Origin of the sequence: Pseudomonas sp. NFACC56-3, from assembly GCF_900100025.1 — a bacterium.
Taxonomy (GTDB): Bacteria; Pseudomonadota; Gammaproteobacteria; order Pseudomonadales; family Pseudomonadaceae; genus Aquipseudomonas; species Aquipseudomonas fluorescens_AA.
This window is the reverse complement of the sequence record NZ_FMTK01000010.1, coordinates 186,635-202,846: the sequence shown is the minus strand read 5'-3', so window position 1 is coordinate 202,846 and position 16,212 is coordinate 186,635. Positions and strand designations below refer to the sequence as shown.

Genomic DNA, 16,212 nt, shown 5'->3' with positions numbered 1-16,212 from the left:
GTTTGCTCACGTCGTTTCAGCGTGGGGATTTCAGAAATGCCGATGCCTTCATCGCTTTTCTGGGGCTAGACCTGCGTATATCGGACTCAGGGAAAAAGAAGGGACGCCGCTGCCTGTCTAAGCGAGGTGACCCAGAGGCCCGTCGATTGATGCATAACGCCGCGATGTCGGCGAGGCGCACAGCGGCATGGAAGGGTTTTTATGAGGCACTAAGGGCCCGGGGACTCAGCACAACCGAAGCATTAGTAGCACTGGCCCGCAAGCTTGCCCGAGTGGTATTCGCCCTGCTGAAGAATCAGAGCGAATATTTACCGAAAGGCATTTAGGGGGTAGCCCTGCACCATAGAATCTCCCACATTGGGATGCGGTTCAGTTCAGGCATTGGCGGGACTGGTTGCAGCTACGCGATCAGCCGTGGCGGCCGGTCGGTACAGGATGTAGTAGTAACACCCCAGGCAAATCAGCCAACAGAACACCGCCGTCCACACGTTATGGGAAAAGAAGTGCGCCCCTTGCATCATCCGCCCCAGGGAAAACACCGTGCCCAACGTCAAGGCCAGTACCAAGGCCCGGCGGGCCAGGCGCGGGCGGCGGTCGCGCAGGACGAAGAACAGCGCAAACAATGTGAACCCGGTGGCGGCGTGACCGCCGGGCCAGCAGCGGCCGGGTTTGTCGGTGGCCGGGCGCGGGCTGAGCAGTTCACTGTAGGTTTCCTTGCCGCCGAATTCCTTCAGGCTCCAGGGGCATTGCACAGCCGTCACGGCTTTCATCGGGGTGACGAAAGACGTCGCCAGTGCCAGGGACAGCACCAGGCAACCCAGCTCGCGTTTGAAGGGTTTGAGCCGGGTGATGAAAAACGTACCAATGAACCCGAGGATCGCCAGTACGGAGAACGCGATCACCACCTCCTTGGCTCGATCGTGCAGGATGTCCTCCAGAAAAAAACTGTGCCGACCGATAAAATCACCCGCCATCGGGTCGTAAAACAGCTTGGCCACGTCCATGTCCAGGGTGGTCAGTTCCAGCAGTACCAGAATGGCTGCGACAACGGCAGGCAGGCCCAAGGCAACCCGGAAATTCAGCGGCCTGGAAGCGGGGCGGTTGGCGGTGGAGACCATGGCAATACCTTTGATGGGAGTTTTCGTAAGCAGCGCGTTGCGCAGTCTGGCTTGCGCGGCGTTGGGGCGGTGTGAATGTTGGGTGAAAAACTTGTCAATGATCGCGCAGTCCTGTTCCTGAGTGCATTTGATCTTTGTGGGGGCGAGCTTGTTCACGAAGCGTCGACACATTCAACAGGGATGGTGGCTGATCCACCGCATTCGCGGGCAAGCTCGCTCCCACAGGGGGACCCGCGCTGCTACGGCGGATACAATCCTAGCCGTGAGCCACGCTTGGCCGTAAGCTGCGCGGGCCAAGCCAGCCGTTAACTGTGTACGCAGAGGTGCCCATGCGAATTCTATTGGTCGAAGACAACCGTGACATCCTGGCCAACCTGGCCGATTACCTGGGACTCAAGGGCTACACCGTCGATTGCGCCCAGGACGGTTTGTCGGGGTTGCACCTGGCGGCGACCGAACATTACGACCTGATCGTGCTCGATATCATGCTGCCAGGCATCGACGGCTACACCTTGTGCAAGCGCCTGCGCGAAGACGCCCGGCGCGATACGCCGGTCATCATGCTCACCGCCCGGGATCAGTTGGACGATCGCTTGCAGGGCTTCAAGTCCGGTGCCGATGACTACCTGATCAAACCGTTCGCCTTGTCGGAGCTGGCGGCGCGGATCGAAGCCGTCATGCGTCGTGCCCAGGGTGGCGGCCGGCGGGCCTTGCAGGTCGGCGACCTGAGCTACGACCTCGATACCCTCGAAGTGACACGCGAAGGCAAGCTGCTCAAGCTCAACCCCGTCGGCCTGAAGCTGTTGGCGGTGCTGATGCAGAAAAGTCCCCATGTGCTGCGCCGCGAAATCCTCGAGGAAGCGTTGTGGGGCGACGATTGCCCGGACAGCGACAGCTTGCGCAGCCATGTCCATCAACTGCGCCAGGTGATCGACAAACCGTTCGAAAAGCCGTTGTTGCATACCGTGCACGGCGTCGGCTATCGCCTGGCCGAGGGCCGCGATGGAGTTTAAGCAAAGTCTCGCCCAACGGATCATCATCGCGTTTGCGCTGATGAGCGCGTTGGTGGCCGGTGCGTTCGCCATGGGCATCGTGGCGACGGTCCATCTGGTTGAAGAGAAACTGATCTCCGCCGGGCTTGGCGGTGATTTGCAACGCCTGCTGTTGATGGACAGCGTCTCGGACTGGAACCATCGGCCGGAACCCGACCAGTTGTTTTACTTCAGCGGCGGCCCGGGGGATTTCGAGTTGCCCAAGGATCTGCGCCATCTGGAGCGTGGTTTCCACGAGGTGTTTCGCGAGCAGTTGTCCTATCACGCCATGGTCGAGATCGTTGACGGCCGGCACTACGTGTTGCTGCAAGACCAGAGCGACTTCGAAGAGCGCGAACGGGTGCTGTTCGCCGTGGTGCTGGTGGGGTTCGTACTCAGCCTGGCGCTGGCGGTATTTCTGGGCTGGGTCCTGGCACGCCGGGTAATGGCGCCCGTGGTTCGCCTGGCCCGGCAAGTGCGTCATCGCGATCAGCTTCTGGGGCTCGCGCCGCCGCTGGCCCCGGATTATGCCGCCGATGAGGTGGGAGAACTGGCGGTGGCGTTCGACGCCACACTGGGGCGTTTGCGCCAGGCCTTGACCCGCGAGCGGTTGTTTACCAGCGACGTGAGCCATGAGTTGCGTACACCGTTGATGGTCCTGGCGACTTCTTGTGAGTTGCTGTTGGAAAACCCGGCGCTGGACCCGCGCGGTCGTACCCAGGTCGAGCGCATCAATCGGGCCAGTGAAGAGATGCGCGAACTGGTGCAGACTTTCCTGATGCTCGCCAGGGCCGAGCGGGAGGACAGCGGCATGTCGCCTCGGCTGACCCTGGGGCAGGTGGCCGAGAACCTCCTTGGCGTATGGCGTGCACCCATCGAATCCAAAGGCCTGACGCTGATCTTCGAACCCGGGCAAACCGTCGACACCCTGTATAACGCCACGTTCCTGACGGCCGTGATGGGCAATCTGTTGCGTAATGCCCTGCACTATACCGACCATGGATTTATCCGCCTTTCGCTGACCACCACCGGATTCGTGGTCGAGGACAGCGGCGTGGGGATTCCTGAGGAGAAGCGCGAAGCGATGTTCGAGCCGTTCGTGCGCGGTAACGAAAAACGCGGCGAGGGTTTGGGACTGGGCTTGTCCCTGGTACAGCGCATTTGCGAGAACCAGGGCTGGACAGTCAGCCTCAGTACGATGGAGCCCAATGGTTGCCATTTCGAAGTGGAATTGAATCCAAAGGGCTAAGCCCCTATGCCGAAAAGTCTTGTAAACATTGGAGCGGTTACCTAACTTTATTTTCACAAAGGCATGACATTCCGATTCATAAGGTGGGGTCGATCAATCATCGAGGCCCACCTAATGTCCAAACCCATCAAACTGGAATTTTCTGAAAAATACGACGAGCAGCACGCCAGGGAATATTTCCATAAGCATCGCCGTGGCTTGAGTCGCCGTCTTTCCAACCAGCGAGACCAACAGCTGGCCCGGCGTGCATTGGCACTCGTCGGAGACCCGGGCCTGGTCCTGGACCTGCCCTGCGGTGCGGGGCGCTTCTGGCCTTTGCTGGCCGAAAAACCGAACCGAGTCATCATCGGCGCGGACAATTCCGAGGCCATGCTCGGTACGGCATTGGAGGCTCAACCGAGCGATGTCGTAAAACGGGTACGGCCCTTGCACACTTCTGCGTTCGACATCGCCTTGCCTGATAACGCCGTCGACAGTATTTTTTGTATGCGTTTGTTGCATCACATCGGTGAACCCGCGCATCGACTGGCGATTCTCAAGGAATTCGAGCGTGTCAGCCGTGACAGCGTGATCGTTTCATTGTGGGTCGATGGCAATTTCAAGGCCTGGAAACGCAAGCGCCTGGAGCGCACTCGTGGGCAGAAAGACTACCAGAATCGATTTGTGTTACCGACAGATACAGTAGAAGAAGAGTTTCGACAGGCTGGGTTTCGTATTCAGGAACGGCTGGATTTCCTACCGCTCTATGCCATGTGGCGAGTTTATGTATTACGCAAGAGGTAAGGGCATGGGTGTACAGGCGGCAGAGACATCAACGATTCTCCTCGACGACTTCGAGCATTTCTGGCGCCAGCAGGGTGAATGGGTGGAAGAGCCCAATGTGCGTCGCGGTGGTGAAAGCGGTGTGCAACGGATCAGGGGCCAAGATGGCAAGCTGCTTTATGCCAAGCGTCAGACCGGACACATTTATCGCAGTTGGCTGCACCCGTTAGGTCGGCCGACCGTTCTGCGTGAACAGGATGCACTGCTGGCGTTGACTCGGCTCGATGTCCGCGTCCCCCAGTTGATTTTCTGTGGCGCCCAGCGGGACCCGGTTCATAAGTGGCGTGCGCTGCTGGTGACCCAGGCGCTGGAAGGTTTTGAAGAGATCGAGCACTGGTATGCCGGCGGTGGGCGCGAGCGTCATGGCGACGCGGTGCATGATCAAATCCTCCTGGCACTGGCTGAAAGCCTGGCCCGCATGCACAAGGGACGCTGGCAGCATGGCTGCATCTATATCAAGCATGTCTTTGTGCGCGTGACCGGGGAGGGCGAGGCGGCTAAGGCCGAAGTAGCCCTGCTGGATTTTGAGAAGTGTCGCCAGCGGCTGACCGCCCGGCGTGCGGCCTCCCATGACCTGAAGCAACTGCGGCGCCATTCGTCGTTCAGCGATGCCGACTGGAAAAAATTCGTCTACTTTTATGAGACGGCGTTTGGCAGCGCTATCAAAGGTTTATAGCGATGAAACTAGAAATTGCTAGAGGTTTGTTTTTAGTCGGAGCCCTGGCAGTTACGTCGATGGCGGTGGCTGTGTGGGAACAGCCACGCTCGCAGATACTCAGTGCCTCCAGTGCGGGTGCGCATTGTCCCTTGCCGCGTGTGGCAAAGGCGAGCGAGGCGATCCGACCGGACGATGATCTGCTGCTGTTCATGTTCAGCCTGTCCCAAGGGATGAGGCCTCAGAGTTGAACATCACGAAGCCAAAAAGGCCTCGCCTATGCGAGGCCTTTTTTTCCTGCCGCAATCTCCAGTCGAACACTAAAACCTGTGGCGAGGGAGCTTGCTCCCTCGCCACAAAAACCATCCAGTTCCCTTCTGGCCGCCTTCAGGGTTTATCGGGCCTGGCCAGCAGTGTGTAGACGCAGGGCAGCACAAACAGGGTGAACAAGGTGCCAATCGACATGCCTGTGGCGATCACCGTGCCGATGTCGAAGCGGCTCACTGCCCCGGCGCCTGTGGCGAAGATGAGCGGCACCATGCCGAACACCATCGCCGCAGTGGTCATCAGCACCGGTCGCAGACGAATCGACGCGGCTTGTTCCACGGCTTCGCGCGGCGACAGGTTCTGTTCCCTGCGCAACTGGTTGGCGAACTCGACAATCAGGATTCCGTGCTTGCTGATCAGGCCGATCAGCGTCACCAGGCCCACCTGGGTATAGATGTTCATGCTCGACCAGCCGAGGAACAGCGGAATCAGGGCACCGCAGATGGACAACGGCACGGTCACCAGGATCACCAGCGGGTCCCGGAAGCTTTCGAACTGCGCGGCCAGCACCAGGAAGATAATCGCCAGGGCCAGGGCAAAGGTCACCCACAACGCGCTGCCTTCCTGTACGAACTGGCGTGAAGCCCCGGCGTAATCGAAGGCGAACCCCACCGGCGCTTCCTCCCGGGCGATCTGGCGGACGGTCTCGATGGCCTCGCCCATGCTCACGATGGGGAAGCCTGAAATCGTCACCGCATTGAGCTGCTGGAACTGGTTCAGTTGCCGCGGTCGCGCCCGGTCGCTGACCTTGATCAAGGTCGATAGCGGTAGCGATTCACCCTTTGCATTTTTCACGTAGTAATTGTTCAGCCAGTCCGGGTTGTCCCGGAACGGTCGTTCGACCTGGGCGATGACCTTGTAGCTGCGGCCTTCGAGGGTGAAGCGATTGATCTCTGATTCCCCCAGCAGCGTCGCCAGGGTGCCGCCCAGGTCCTGCATGGAAACGCCCATCTGGGCGGCCTTGGCGCGATCGATATCCACCACGACTTCTGGCTTGTCGAACGCAAGGTCAATGTCCATGAACGCGAACTTGCCGGAATCCAATGCGCGCTTTTTGACCCGGTCGGCAACCTCCAGCAGCGTTGCGTAGTCCTTCGGGGAGTTGATGACGAACGCGAACGGCAAGCCTTCGCCGGTGCCCGGCAGCGAGGGCAGGTTGAAGCCGAAGATCTGCAAGCCAGGCACGCTTTCCAGCTTGGCCTGGACCTCGGGCAGGATTTCCATCTGGGTGCGGTCGCGTTCGTTCCAGGGTTTGAGCAGGAAGCCACCGATGCCCGACTGCACGCCGTTATAGCCATTGATCTGGAACGAGGAGTAGTACTCCGGGAACTCCTTGAAAATGGTAATGAACTGATCGGTATAGGTGTTCAGGTAGTCGAGGTTGGTGGGCTGCGGGGCGTTGGCCATCATGAAGATGATGCCCTGGTCCTCGTCGGGGGCCAGCTCGGACTTGCTGAACATGACCAGCACCGGGATCAGCAGCAGTACGATCACCGCGAACACCAGTACCACCGGCCGGGTGTTGAGCGTGCCATGGAGCATGCGCTGGTAACGGCTCTTCAAGCGTTCGAAGAGCATGTCCAGCCGATGGGCCAGCCCCGAGGGGTTTTTATCGTGGCGCAGGAGCAGGGCGCACATCATGGGCGACAGGGTCAGGGCGACGATCCCGGAGATCACCACCGCCCCGGCCAGGGTCAAGGCGAACTCCTTGAACAAGGCGCCCGTCAGGCCCTCGAGCAGGCCGATCGGTGCATACACCGCCGCCAGTGTGATGGTCATCGAGACCACCGGCATGGCGATTTCCCGGGCACCTTCTATCGCGGCGTCGAACGGGGTCTTGCCTTCCTCGATGTGCCGGTGAATGTTCTCCACCACCACGATGGCGTCGTCCACCACCAGGCCGATGGCGAGCACCATGGCCAGCAGCGTCAGCAGGTTCATCGAGTAGCCCATCAACTGCATGAAGAACATCACGCCGATCATCGACAGCGGGATGGTCACCACCGGGATGATCACCGAACGCAGGGCGCCGAGGAACAGGAACACCACGACGATGACGATCAGCACCGCCTCGAACAGGGTTTTCACCACCTCGTCGAGGGACGCCTGGATGAACAGGGTGGCGTCGTAGGCGATCTCGGCCTTGAGGTTGGTCGGGAGTTGCGCCTCCATCTCCGGCATGATCTTGCGCACTTCCTTGATCACATCCAGCGGGTTCGCGCCCGGCGTGGCCTTGATCCCGATGTACACCGAAGGCGTGCCACCAAAGGAACTGATGGTGTCGTAGTTCTCGGCGCCCATTTCCACGCGGGCCACGTCCCGCAGCAACACGCGGCTGTCGCCGTCGGTCTTGAGCGGGATCGCGGCGAAGGCCTCGGCGGACTTGAGTTCGGTGTTGGCGTTGATGCTGGTGACGACGTATTCGCCTTTCACTTCACCGGCGGCGGAGAGGAAGTTGTGCTGGCGCACGGCATTGGTCACGTCGGCGGCGGTCAGGCCGAAGCCGGCGAGCTTGACCGGGTCCAGCCACAGGCGCATGGCGAAGACCTGGTTGCCGAGGATCTCCGCCTCGGCCATGCCGGGCAGTGTCGCCAGCTTGGGCTGGATCACCCGTGACAGGTAGTCGGTGATCTGCGGGTTGTTCAGTTCCTTGCTGAAGAAGCTGATGTACATCAGCGCCGAGGCATCGGCGGCCTCGCGGCTGAGGACCGGGTCCTCGGCATCCTGGGGCAACTGGTTCTTGACCTCGTTGGCCTTGGCCAGCAGTTCGGTAAAGAGCCGGTCGCTGTTGGAGCCGATGCGGGCATAAACCGAAATCACCGAGAAATTCTGGCGACTGACCGAGGTCATGTAGTCGATGCCCTCGGCACTGGCCAGGCTCTGCTGCATCGGTTGGGTGATGTAGCCCTGGATGGTCTCGGCGTTGGCCCCGGGGTAGGCGGTGGTCACCGTGATCAGGGCGTTTTCCATTTGTGGATACTGACGCAGGGGCAGCTTGCTCCAGGCCTGGAAGCCCAGCAGTACGATCAACAGGCTGACCACGGTGGCGAGCACCGGGCGACGGATGAACGGATCGGTAAAAGCCATGGGGGTTCCTTGATCAGTCCGCCCGCGGCGAGCTGTTCTGTTCGGTCAGGGTCTTGTCGTCGCTGATGGCGATCGGCGTACCGTTATCGAGCTTGATCTGGCCGGCGATCACGACTTGTTCGCCGCTCTGCACGCCTTTGGAAACCAGCACCTGCCCGTCGCGTCGCTCGCCGGTTTCAACGAAACGCCGTTCGGCGATCAGGACCGGCTGGCCCTTGCCGTCTTTCTCGACTGTGCCGTCGGCGGCTTTCTTTTGCGTCACCACGTACATGGAGTTGCCGTAGAGGGTGTAGGTCACGGCGCTTTCCGGCACGACGATTCCGGCGGCCACGTCCGGCAGGATCACCTGCAGGTTGGCGAACATGCCGGGCAGCAGCTTGCCGTCGGGGTTGGCCAGGGTGGCGCGCACCAGGACGTTGCGGGTGCTGTCCTCGACCTTGGGGTTGATCGCGCTGATGGTGCCGACGAAGGTCTGCCCGGGATAGGCCGAGACGCTGACGTTGACCGATTGGGCAACAGCGAGCCGGGGCACGTTTTGCTCGGGCACGTAGAAGTCCACGTACAGGCTGCTGAGGTCTTGCAGGGTGGCGATCACCGTGCCACTGGCCAGGTAGTCGCCGACATCCACCTGGCGAATGCCGATGGTGCCGCTGAACGGCGCCAGGATGTGTTTCTTGGCCAGCGACGCCTTGAGCTGGTTGACCGTGGCCTGGTTCTTCTTCAGTTGCGCCGAGAGCCGGTCGAATTCGCCCTTGGAGATCGCCTGGCTGCCCACCAGTTGTCGGCCGCGACCAAAATCCACTTGCGACAGGCCCAGGTCGGCCTCGGCGGTTTCCAGCAGGGCGCTTTCGACTTCGCTGTCCAGTTGCAGGAGCGGCTGACCGGCCTTGACCTTTTGCCCGGACTGGAACTGCACCTTCTGCACGGTCCCGGCGATTTCCAGGCTCAGGTCCACCCCTTGCAGCGCCTTCAAGCTGCCGACGGTGGGCAGGCGAGCCTGCCAGGGTTGCTGGGTGGCCGTGGCCACGGCGACGCTGACCGGAGGTTTCGGCTTGGAGAACGACTGGATCTGCTGGTAAACGGAGAAGGCCTTGTAGCCGGCGAGCAATAGCACTACCAGCAGGACAACACCCAACATGATCAGCATGCGGCGTCGCAGCATGTTCCACTTCCTTGGAAAGAGCTGAGAGAAAATACAGATAGGCGGGCACATTACTCTGAGTGTGCGGGCTATTCCAGATGCTGGCGGGCCCATGGCGCGTGGGACTTTTCCGAAAAACAGGGAGCTTGGCGCCGATGGCGCTTCGCTCCCTTGTTCAGGCCAGATGTAAATGGTTGTCCCAGAGCCCTGCCGGTAGATCCAGGGGTTTTGCAACCAGTTGTGTCTGACGGCAATCGTAATAGCGGCAACGTCCTTGGCCCGACGTCACGACAAAACCGTCGGTCACCGCGCCCACACCGGCACAGTCCGGCAAGGGGGCATCCAGGCGGACCTCGCCACTGTCCAGGTCCCAGATGAAGAAGCGGTTGCCGCGCGGGGCGGTCAGGGCCACCAGGCGCAGGTCGCTGTGCACAGCGACGCTGGCGGTGTAGTGCCCCATGGCCTGCAATTGTTCTTCGGGCACCGGGAATGCCTGGAACGGCTGCCCTGGCCGCTTGATCGCCACCAGTTCCGACGATTCGTGGGCAGCGCCCATGAACTGCTGGCCGGAAACGATAGTGCCGTCACTGGCGATGCCGAGGTGGCGCACGCTGTTCATCGATTGGGCGAGGGTTTCCTTGCTCAGCAGGGTGCCATCGCGTTGCATCAGCACCAGGCTTGGCTCCATGGCGTCGAGGTTCATTTCGACCCGGCTTTCGGCCTCGGTGCGAATGCCACCGTTGGCCACCACCAGCGTCTCGCCATCGGGCATCCAGGACACCTGGTGAGGACCAATGCCATGGGTGGACATTTCGCCGCTGTGCACCAGCCGTTCGCCTTCGAAACGGTACACGCCCAATAGGCCGCGCCCCGGGTCGGTGGTGTCGTTCTCGGTGGCGTACAGCCATTCGCCGCTGTTATGGATGACCGCGTGGCCGTAGAAATGCCGGTTCGGCAACGAGGCGATGGTTTGCAGCAGCGCCCCGTCGCGCAGGTCGATCAAGTAGCTTTCGGTGCCTGGACGACGGGCGACGAACAGCGCAATCGGTTGCGTCGGGTGATGGATGATGTCATGGCAGCGTTGGCCGACCTGGGTGGCGAACACCCGCGTGCCGTCCAGTCGATAACCGACGGCGTAATGCTTGCCGTCGCTATCGTCCCGTGCCGAAAGCAAGAGTGGGTGCTTGTCCTTTTGCTTGAACAGCGTCCAGCCGCCCAGGGTGACGGCGCCGAGCAGCAAGCTGCCCAGTGCCAGGACCTGACGTCGAAACATGATCAGTCACCGTCGTTGGCATTGAAGCCCAGTTGAATGCCCAGCGCCTTGGCCAGTTCGCCTTCGTGCAGGCGATGGACGACGTTGAGGCTGTCGTACAAATCGTTGAGTTGCTGGCGCCCGGCATCGTCGTTGAGCATTTCAGTCAACGAGCGCTGGCTGCTGGCGAACAGTTTCAAGGAGGCATCGTAGGCGGCGTCGATCTTGTCCGCCAACGGTTTCTGGTCGCTTGGCAGCAGGCCGCGCAGGCCCTTGTTGTCCACGCCGGCCCAGACGGTCCTGGCCGCGCTCAGGCTGGCTTCCAGCCCTTGCAACGACGACTGGCTGCGCCAGGCATCGGCCTGGAATGGCTGAGGTACGCCCTTGCTCTGGCGGCCCATCGGCGTACCGAGTTTTTTCTTCAACGTGTCCAGGGCCGTGACCTGCACGCGCAGCAGATCGGCGATCGCCTCGTGGGAGTCGGCGTAGCGCTGGTTGGGGAACTTGCTCATCTGGGCGAGCATGCCGTCGTTGGCGTTCCAGCCCGACAGGATCTCTTCGGCCAGTTGTTTCTGGCGTTCGCCGATGGCGGTGAGCAGCGGGCAGTACTTGGCTTTCTGGGCGCTGTCGGCCATGTCGATTTTCGCGTCGAACAGCAGGTATTCGTAGGCCGAGAGCCCTTGTACGACAACGCTGGACTTGGCCAGGCCGGCGGCGTCGATCTGTGGCTGGCTATTGACCAGTTGCTCGACCTGACGGCCCACCAGGTTTTTCTTGTCCGGCCAGAACTGCACCTGCCAGGCGCGGTTGCCCTCGGCCAGCGGGCCGATCAACAGGGGTTGCAACTCGGCCCAGGCTTTTTGCGCCTTGAGGAAGTCGGCGCGGGCGGTGTCCAGGGTTTCCTTGCCTTGGCAGAACGCCAGGGCGCTGGTCGCCAGTTGCCGGTCGGCCTCGACCCAGCGACTGTAGGTCGGCAGGATCACTTGCTTGGCGATGGCGGCCGAGGTGACGGCTTGCGGGTCCTGGGGCGAGCAGGCACCGAGGGCGAGGGCGGCGAGGCTGGTGAACAACAGCTTGGGACGGAACATGTCAGGCTCCCATTTCTGGAAAAGGCATTTAAAGGGAATTCAGAAAGGCCAGCAACGCGGCGCGTTGCTCGGCATTGAACGCTAAAACCTGGCGTTGCGCCGCTTGTGCTTCGCCGCCATGCCACAGCACGGCTTCGAGCAGGTTGCGGGCACGACCGTCATGCAGGAACTGGGTGTGGCCATTGACGGTTTCGGTCAGGCCGATGCCCCACAACGGTGGGGTTCGCCAATCACGGCCGCTGGCCTTGAATTCGCTGCGGTTGTCGGCCAGGCCTTCGCCCATGTCGTGCAGCAGCAGGTCGGTGTAGGGGCGGATGACCTGGTTCGCCAACTCCGGTTCGGCAGCATGGGCGGACGTGGTGTATTTCGGTGTGTGGCAAGACTGGCAACCGGCCTGGAAAAACAGATTCTTGCCCGCCAGTACCTGGGGCGAATTCACCTCGCGGCGGGCCGGCACGGCGAGGTTGCGGCTGTAGAACAGCACCAGTCGCAGGATGTTGTCGCTGACTTCGGGCTCGCCGTCCGGGCCGTTGCCGCTGGGGGCGCGCTTGCAATCGACTTGGGTTTCGGTGCAGTCGTCGAAGGGCCGCAGGCTCGTCGTCAGCCCCATGTCACCGGAGAACGCATGGACGTTCTGTTGGTTGAGGTTGGCCTGCCCGGCTTTCCAGCCAAACCGTCCAAGTACGGTTTTCTGTTGGGCATCGTCCCAGACCTGGTTGGGGCGACCGGCGATGCCGTTGTTTTCCCGCGCCTGGGCTTGGGCGTTGGCCAGAATGGCTTCGTCGGGGATCGCCTCCAGCAACCCCAGGCCGATCATGGGCGGAGCGACACGGGCGGAAAAACGCGTGTCCGGGTGCATCGGCCCATAGGCCAATTGGGTGATTTGCAGGTTTGGCTTGCGCAGTTCCACGACGGTGCCGTCCTTGAAGCGCACCGGGACGGGGCTGTAATCGACCCGGACTTTACCTTCGGGAGCGACACCGGGGACGGACATGTCCTGCAATTGCCCACCGTAAACCGGCTCCGGCACCACCCCCAGTTGTTCGATGACCTTGGCGTAGGGCGGCGCATCGGGAATCGACAGGCGTACCAGCATCGACACCGCGCTGGCGGCGTCCGGCGCTGGGGGATGACCGCGCCCGTCCTTGATGTGGCAGTTCTGGCAGGCGTTGGTGTTGAACAACGGGCCGAGGCCGTCCCGGGCGGTGGTGGTCGAGGGGGCGATCACCCACGGGCTGCGGAAGAAACTGTTGCCGACGCTGAAATCCACGCGCCGCGAAGGTGGCAGGTTGGCCGAGGGCAGGGAAAAGGCGTTCTGATCGCTCTTGCGAACCGTCGCGGCGCCACCGGAGCGGGCTTCACCCGGTTCGGCCTGGGTAAAACGCGGGGCGTCATCGCAGGCACTCAGGCCCAGGGCCATGAACAGTGCACATAAACGAAGAGGCAACGACGGCATCGGGCGACCTGGGAGAGAGGTGAAAAGAGGGCGCAAAGTCTAACAGGGCCGGGGAGTTTGAATAAGAGGAATTATCGTTTGGTTTGTGGGTATCGCTTTAATCAGGGTGACGCAAACGTTGCTTGCTCAAGGCTTGATTCCAGTGCCCAGGCATCCTCTGTCTCAACCGTTCGTCTGCATTCACTTCTTACCTGTAAGTTCTGACAGTAGCCAGTCCCTCGTATCCGAGGTGTGATATCTCCTCAGAATTAAAGGGGGGCATGTCTCATGACTGACTCATCGATCACCGTCGATCAAACGGTGCTGATGCTGTACCCGCCCAGGCTGCCCCGCGCGACGATGCCCGTGCAGGGCGCCGATTACGGTGTGCCCAAGCACGTTTATGACCTCGAACCCATGGGATGCACGGTGGAGGTGGGCCCCTATTTGGGGCAGGACGTAGGTGACACGGTATCTATTAACCTGAATGGCGAGCTGGCTCTGGATAGAGGTCAGACTCAAGGTCTCGATGACATGGTCACGCTGTACATCCCGCACGGCAAATTGTTACCAGGGATCGTCAATCGGCTGACTTATACCGTGACACGTGCCGGTGCGAATTTTGGGACTTCGGAGCCACCGCTGGAGATTTTGTACAACAGTATCCGTCCCGGCATCGAGGACGTGACGCCTGGCGATAATGCGCATTCCGAACTGGAGCTGATACTGCCGGACGAAATCAAGAACGGCGTGGGGCCAGGTTTCACCCGGGCGACGGTGTGCGTGGCGTACCCGTATTGCCGCGCCTACGACCGCATCCGGCTCAATTGCAACGGCCGCGACGTGTATCACGCCGTCGATGTCACCCAGGCCCCCGCGCCGCCCGCGCATGGCTCGGCGACCCCCACCCGGGTGTGCTTCGAAGTGACCAGCGCCGACCTGCGCGACGATCCTGAATTCAGGTTTTCCTTCACGGTCAACGATCAGCTTAACAACTCTCCGGACCCCGACGCCCCTTGGTCGGCGGTGCAGACGGTGGACGTGGACCAGGCCGGTGTCCGATTGCCGCAACCAATCCCACGGGAAATTGCCAGTGATGCGGGCGACGATCCAAGCACCATTGATCTCGAAAAGCTGGGAGCCAACCCATTGTTGTTGATCGTCCTGACCGGTGAATCGCGTTTCCTGCCAGGGGACACGGTGGAGGCGACCTATGTCGCGAAGGTCGCTGGCCAGCCGGATGTCATGGTCCTGGCCACGGGCACGGTTGAAACTGATGAATTCGGGCAGAAAAAGGCCTGTGTCCTGACGATTCCAAACGACAAGGTCATCCCGGGCAGTACGGTGCAAGCGTCCTATAGGTTGCTCAGAAACACGGTGCTGGTAGGCACCTCAAAAATCGCCAGGGCCACCGTCATCGGGGAGGGAGGGCTGAACCTGCCTCCGCCCAGGGTCGAGGAAGCGCCTGGCAACAGCCTCGACCCGGTTGATGCAAAAGACACGTTGACTGTAGTGGTGCGCTATGACGGCATGTTGCCCACCGACCTGCTAAGCGTGACTTGGGCCGGTACGGCCGGCGCCGGTTCCCACACCACCGACGCAGAGGAGGTCGGTACTGTTGGCGACAAGGAGGTGCCGATTCCGGTCGCGGTCCTGGCCTTCAATTTGGGCAAGACGGTGACGGTAAGCTATACCGTCACCCGTAATGACCGAGCGACCACCACCCCCTCCGATCCGCTCCTGCTCAACGTGCGCGATATCGCCCAGAGCGATCTGCCGACGCCGCTGATTCCCGAAGCGGCCAATGACGGCGCCGGACCTGAGCTTGACCTGGCCAGTTACGCGGGTGACGCCAATGTGACGGTGGTGCCCTGGCCGCTCATTGCCATTGACCAGAAGGTATGGCTTTACTGCGAAGGCACCAAGACTGACGGGACGAGGCATACGATCACCTTGCAAACCGCCACAAGCCTGACGGCGGATGAAGTGAGGATCGGACTGTCCAGACCGGTTCCCCAAGGTCAACTGCAACTATTGCGCGACCGCTCTGACCTGAACGTCGTGCTGCAGGTGACGTTCAATAAAGCCCCGGATATCACCGAGGCCATCAGCTTTCCCCTGCGCACTTACTCGATCAGGTCCGTGGTGCTGGAAACACCGCTCATTACCTCGGTCAAGGATCCCAGCGACACCCCGATCTCCGATAACGGCTACTCCCTCTCGACCACCGTGATGCTGACCGGCGAAGCAACGCCCAACACGAAAGTCGAAATTTTCGATAATGATGAATACAAAAAGACGGTCGAGGTCGATACCAATGGCTTATGGGGTGACACTCTGAGCGGGCTCGCCATAGGGGGGCATAGTTTCACCGCCCGGGCGATCCTCCGTAGTAATCCAGTGTCGCCGCCCTGGAGGATTACGGTGGTGGAGCGTCTGACTGTCGACCCCGCGGACGGTCTTCTCAACGGGCTGCATGTCAGAACTACTGCTATACCGCCAAATCCACCCACTAACGCGTTCGTGGAACGAGTACCGTCAGGTGGTCTCGCACCCTACTACTACACATCCAGCAATCCCGCTGTTGCCGAGGTTGCTTCAGAAGCGCATCCACGGGTCATATCGAGGGGGCGGGGTACCGCTACGATAACTGTGCGCGACTCATCCGGTCAAAGTGGCTCCTATCGAGTCATCGTTGCCAATGTCTGGTTAGCCAGCAGGGTCAATCCTACTCGAGGAACGTTTGGGGATAGTTGGTACTACGCACAGCTTCGGGGTGGGACCCTTCCCATGTTATCGGTGTGGGGCATGCTTTTGCTGGCTTATAACGGCAATGCTGGTTTTGGCGGGGATCGGGCCTGGTCTGCCGATGTTGTGGATGCCGGGCGGCGGTGGTGCGTTATACCTGACAAGTTCAACGATCAAATCGCGGTGTACGAATATGATCATGCAAGTGCAATTATGGTCGTGGAGACATGAAAGTCCGTTCATTGAAGAACGGTAATTA

Annotated in this window: 13 protein-coding genes; 7 read left to right on the top strand and 6 right to left on the bottom strand. The window is 60.9% G+C overall.

Features of this window, described 5'->3' with window-relative positions; genetic code table 11:
- Positions 1-326 (top strand): transposase (locus BLO80_RS15995; protein WP_139197010.1); only part of this gene is annotated, 326 nt, incomplete at its 5' end.
- A 48-nt stretch (positions 327-374) separates the two neighbouring features.
- Here BLO80_RS15995 and BLO80_RS15990 read toward each other — a convergent pair.
- The gene (locus BLO80_RS15990) at positions 375-1,118 is read right to left on the bottom strand and encodes a phosphatase PAP2 family protein (protein ID WP_092334327.1); all 744 of its coding nucleotides are present in this window, start codon (positions 1,116-1,118) and stop codon (positions 375-377) included.
- A gap of 329 nt (positions 1,119-1,447) precedes the next feature.
- Between BLO80_RS15990 and colR the strand changes: the two genes are divergently transcribed.
- The 5 genes from colR to BLO80_RS30315 all read left to right on the top strand — a co-directional run bounded on the left by colR (position 1,448) and on the right by BLO80_RS30315 (position 5,126).
- On the top strand, positions 1,448-2,131 hold the full coding sequence (colR, locus tag BLO80_RS15985; protein WP_024779529.1) for a two-component system response regulator ColR: 684 nt from the start codon (positions 1,448-1,450) through the stop codon (positions 2,129-2,131).
- On the top strand, positions 2,121-3,398 hold the full coding sequence (locus BLO80_RS15980; protein WP_092334325.1) for a sensor histidine kinase: 1,278 nt from the start codon (positions 2,121-2,123) through the stop codon (positions 3,396-3,398). Before colR ends, BLO80_RS15980 begins: the two co-directional genes overlap by 11 nt.
- A gap of 114 nt (positions 3,399-3,512) precedes the next feature.
- Positions 3,513-4,181, top strand: coding sequence for a class I SAM-dependent methyltransferase (locus tag BLO80_RS15975; RefSeq protein WP_092334323.1), 669 nt, complete (start codon positions 3,513-3,515; stop codon positions 4,179-4,181).
- 4 nt (positions 4,182-4,185) lie between these two features.
- The gene (locus BLO80_RS15970) at positions 4,186-4,896 is read left to right on the top strand and encodes a lipopolysaccharide kinase InaA family protein (protein WP_092334321.1); all 711 of its coding nucleotides are present in this window, start codon (positions 4,186-4,188) and stop codon (positions 4,894-4,896) included.
- A gap of 2 nt (positions 4,897-4,898) precedes the next feature.
- Positions 4,899-5,126: a hypothetical protein gene (locus BLO80_RS30315; RefSeq protein ID WP_092201589.1), complete on the top strand. Its 228-nt coding sequence runs from the start codon at positions 4,899-4,901 to the stop codon at positions 5,124-5,126.
- Positions 5,127-5,262: 136 nt separating this feature from the next.
- On the opposite strand, the gene BLO80_RS15960 is transcribed toward BLO80_RS30315, so the two are convergent.
- From BLO80_RS15960 to BLO80_RS15940, 5 genes are all read right to left on the bottom strand, one after another.
- Entirely contained in the window at positions 5,263-8,289 is a 3,027-nt protein-coding gene (locus BLO80_RS15960) for a multidrug efflux RND transporter permease subunit (protein WP_092334319.1), read from the bottom strand.
- Between the two features lie 13 nt (positions 8,290-8,302).
- Entirely contained in the window at positions 8,303-9,451 is a 1,149-nt protein-coding gene (locus BLO80_RS15955) for an efflux RND transporter periplasmic adaptor subunit (RefSeq protein ID WP_092334317.1), read from the bottom strand.
- 154 nt (positions 9,452-9,605) lie between these two features.
- Entirely contained in the window at positions 9,606-10,703 is a 1,098-nt protein-coding gene (locus BLO80_RS15950) for a DUF1513 domain-containing protein (protein WP_092334315.1), read from the bottom strand.
- Positions 10,704-10,705: 2 nt separating this feature from the next.
- A complete protein-coding gene (locus BLO80_RS15945; protein ID WP_092334313.1) occupies positions 10,706-11,770 on the bottom strand; it encodes an imelysin family protein in 1,065 nt (354 codons plus the stop codon).
- 28 nt (positions 11,771-11,798) lie between these two features.
- Positions 11,799-13,226 (bottom strand): di-heme oxidoreductase family protein, encoded by a 1,428-nt coding sequence (locus tag BLO80_RS15940; RefSeq protein ID WP_092334311.1) that lies wholly within the window; start codon positions 13,224-13,226, stop codon positions 11,799-11,801.
- Between the two features lie 267 nt (positions 13,227-13,493).
- On the opposite strand from BLO80_RS15940, the gene BLO80_RS15935 reads away from it, so the two are divergent.
- Positions 13,494-16,184, top strand: a complete 2,691-nt coding sequence (locus tag BLO80_RS15935; protein ID WP_092340932.1) for a hypothetical protein — start codon at positions 13,494-13,496, stop codon at positions 16,182-16,184.
- The last annotated feature ends 28 nt before the right edge of the window (positions 16,185-16,212 follow it).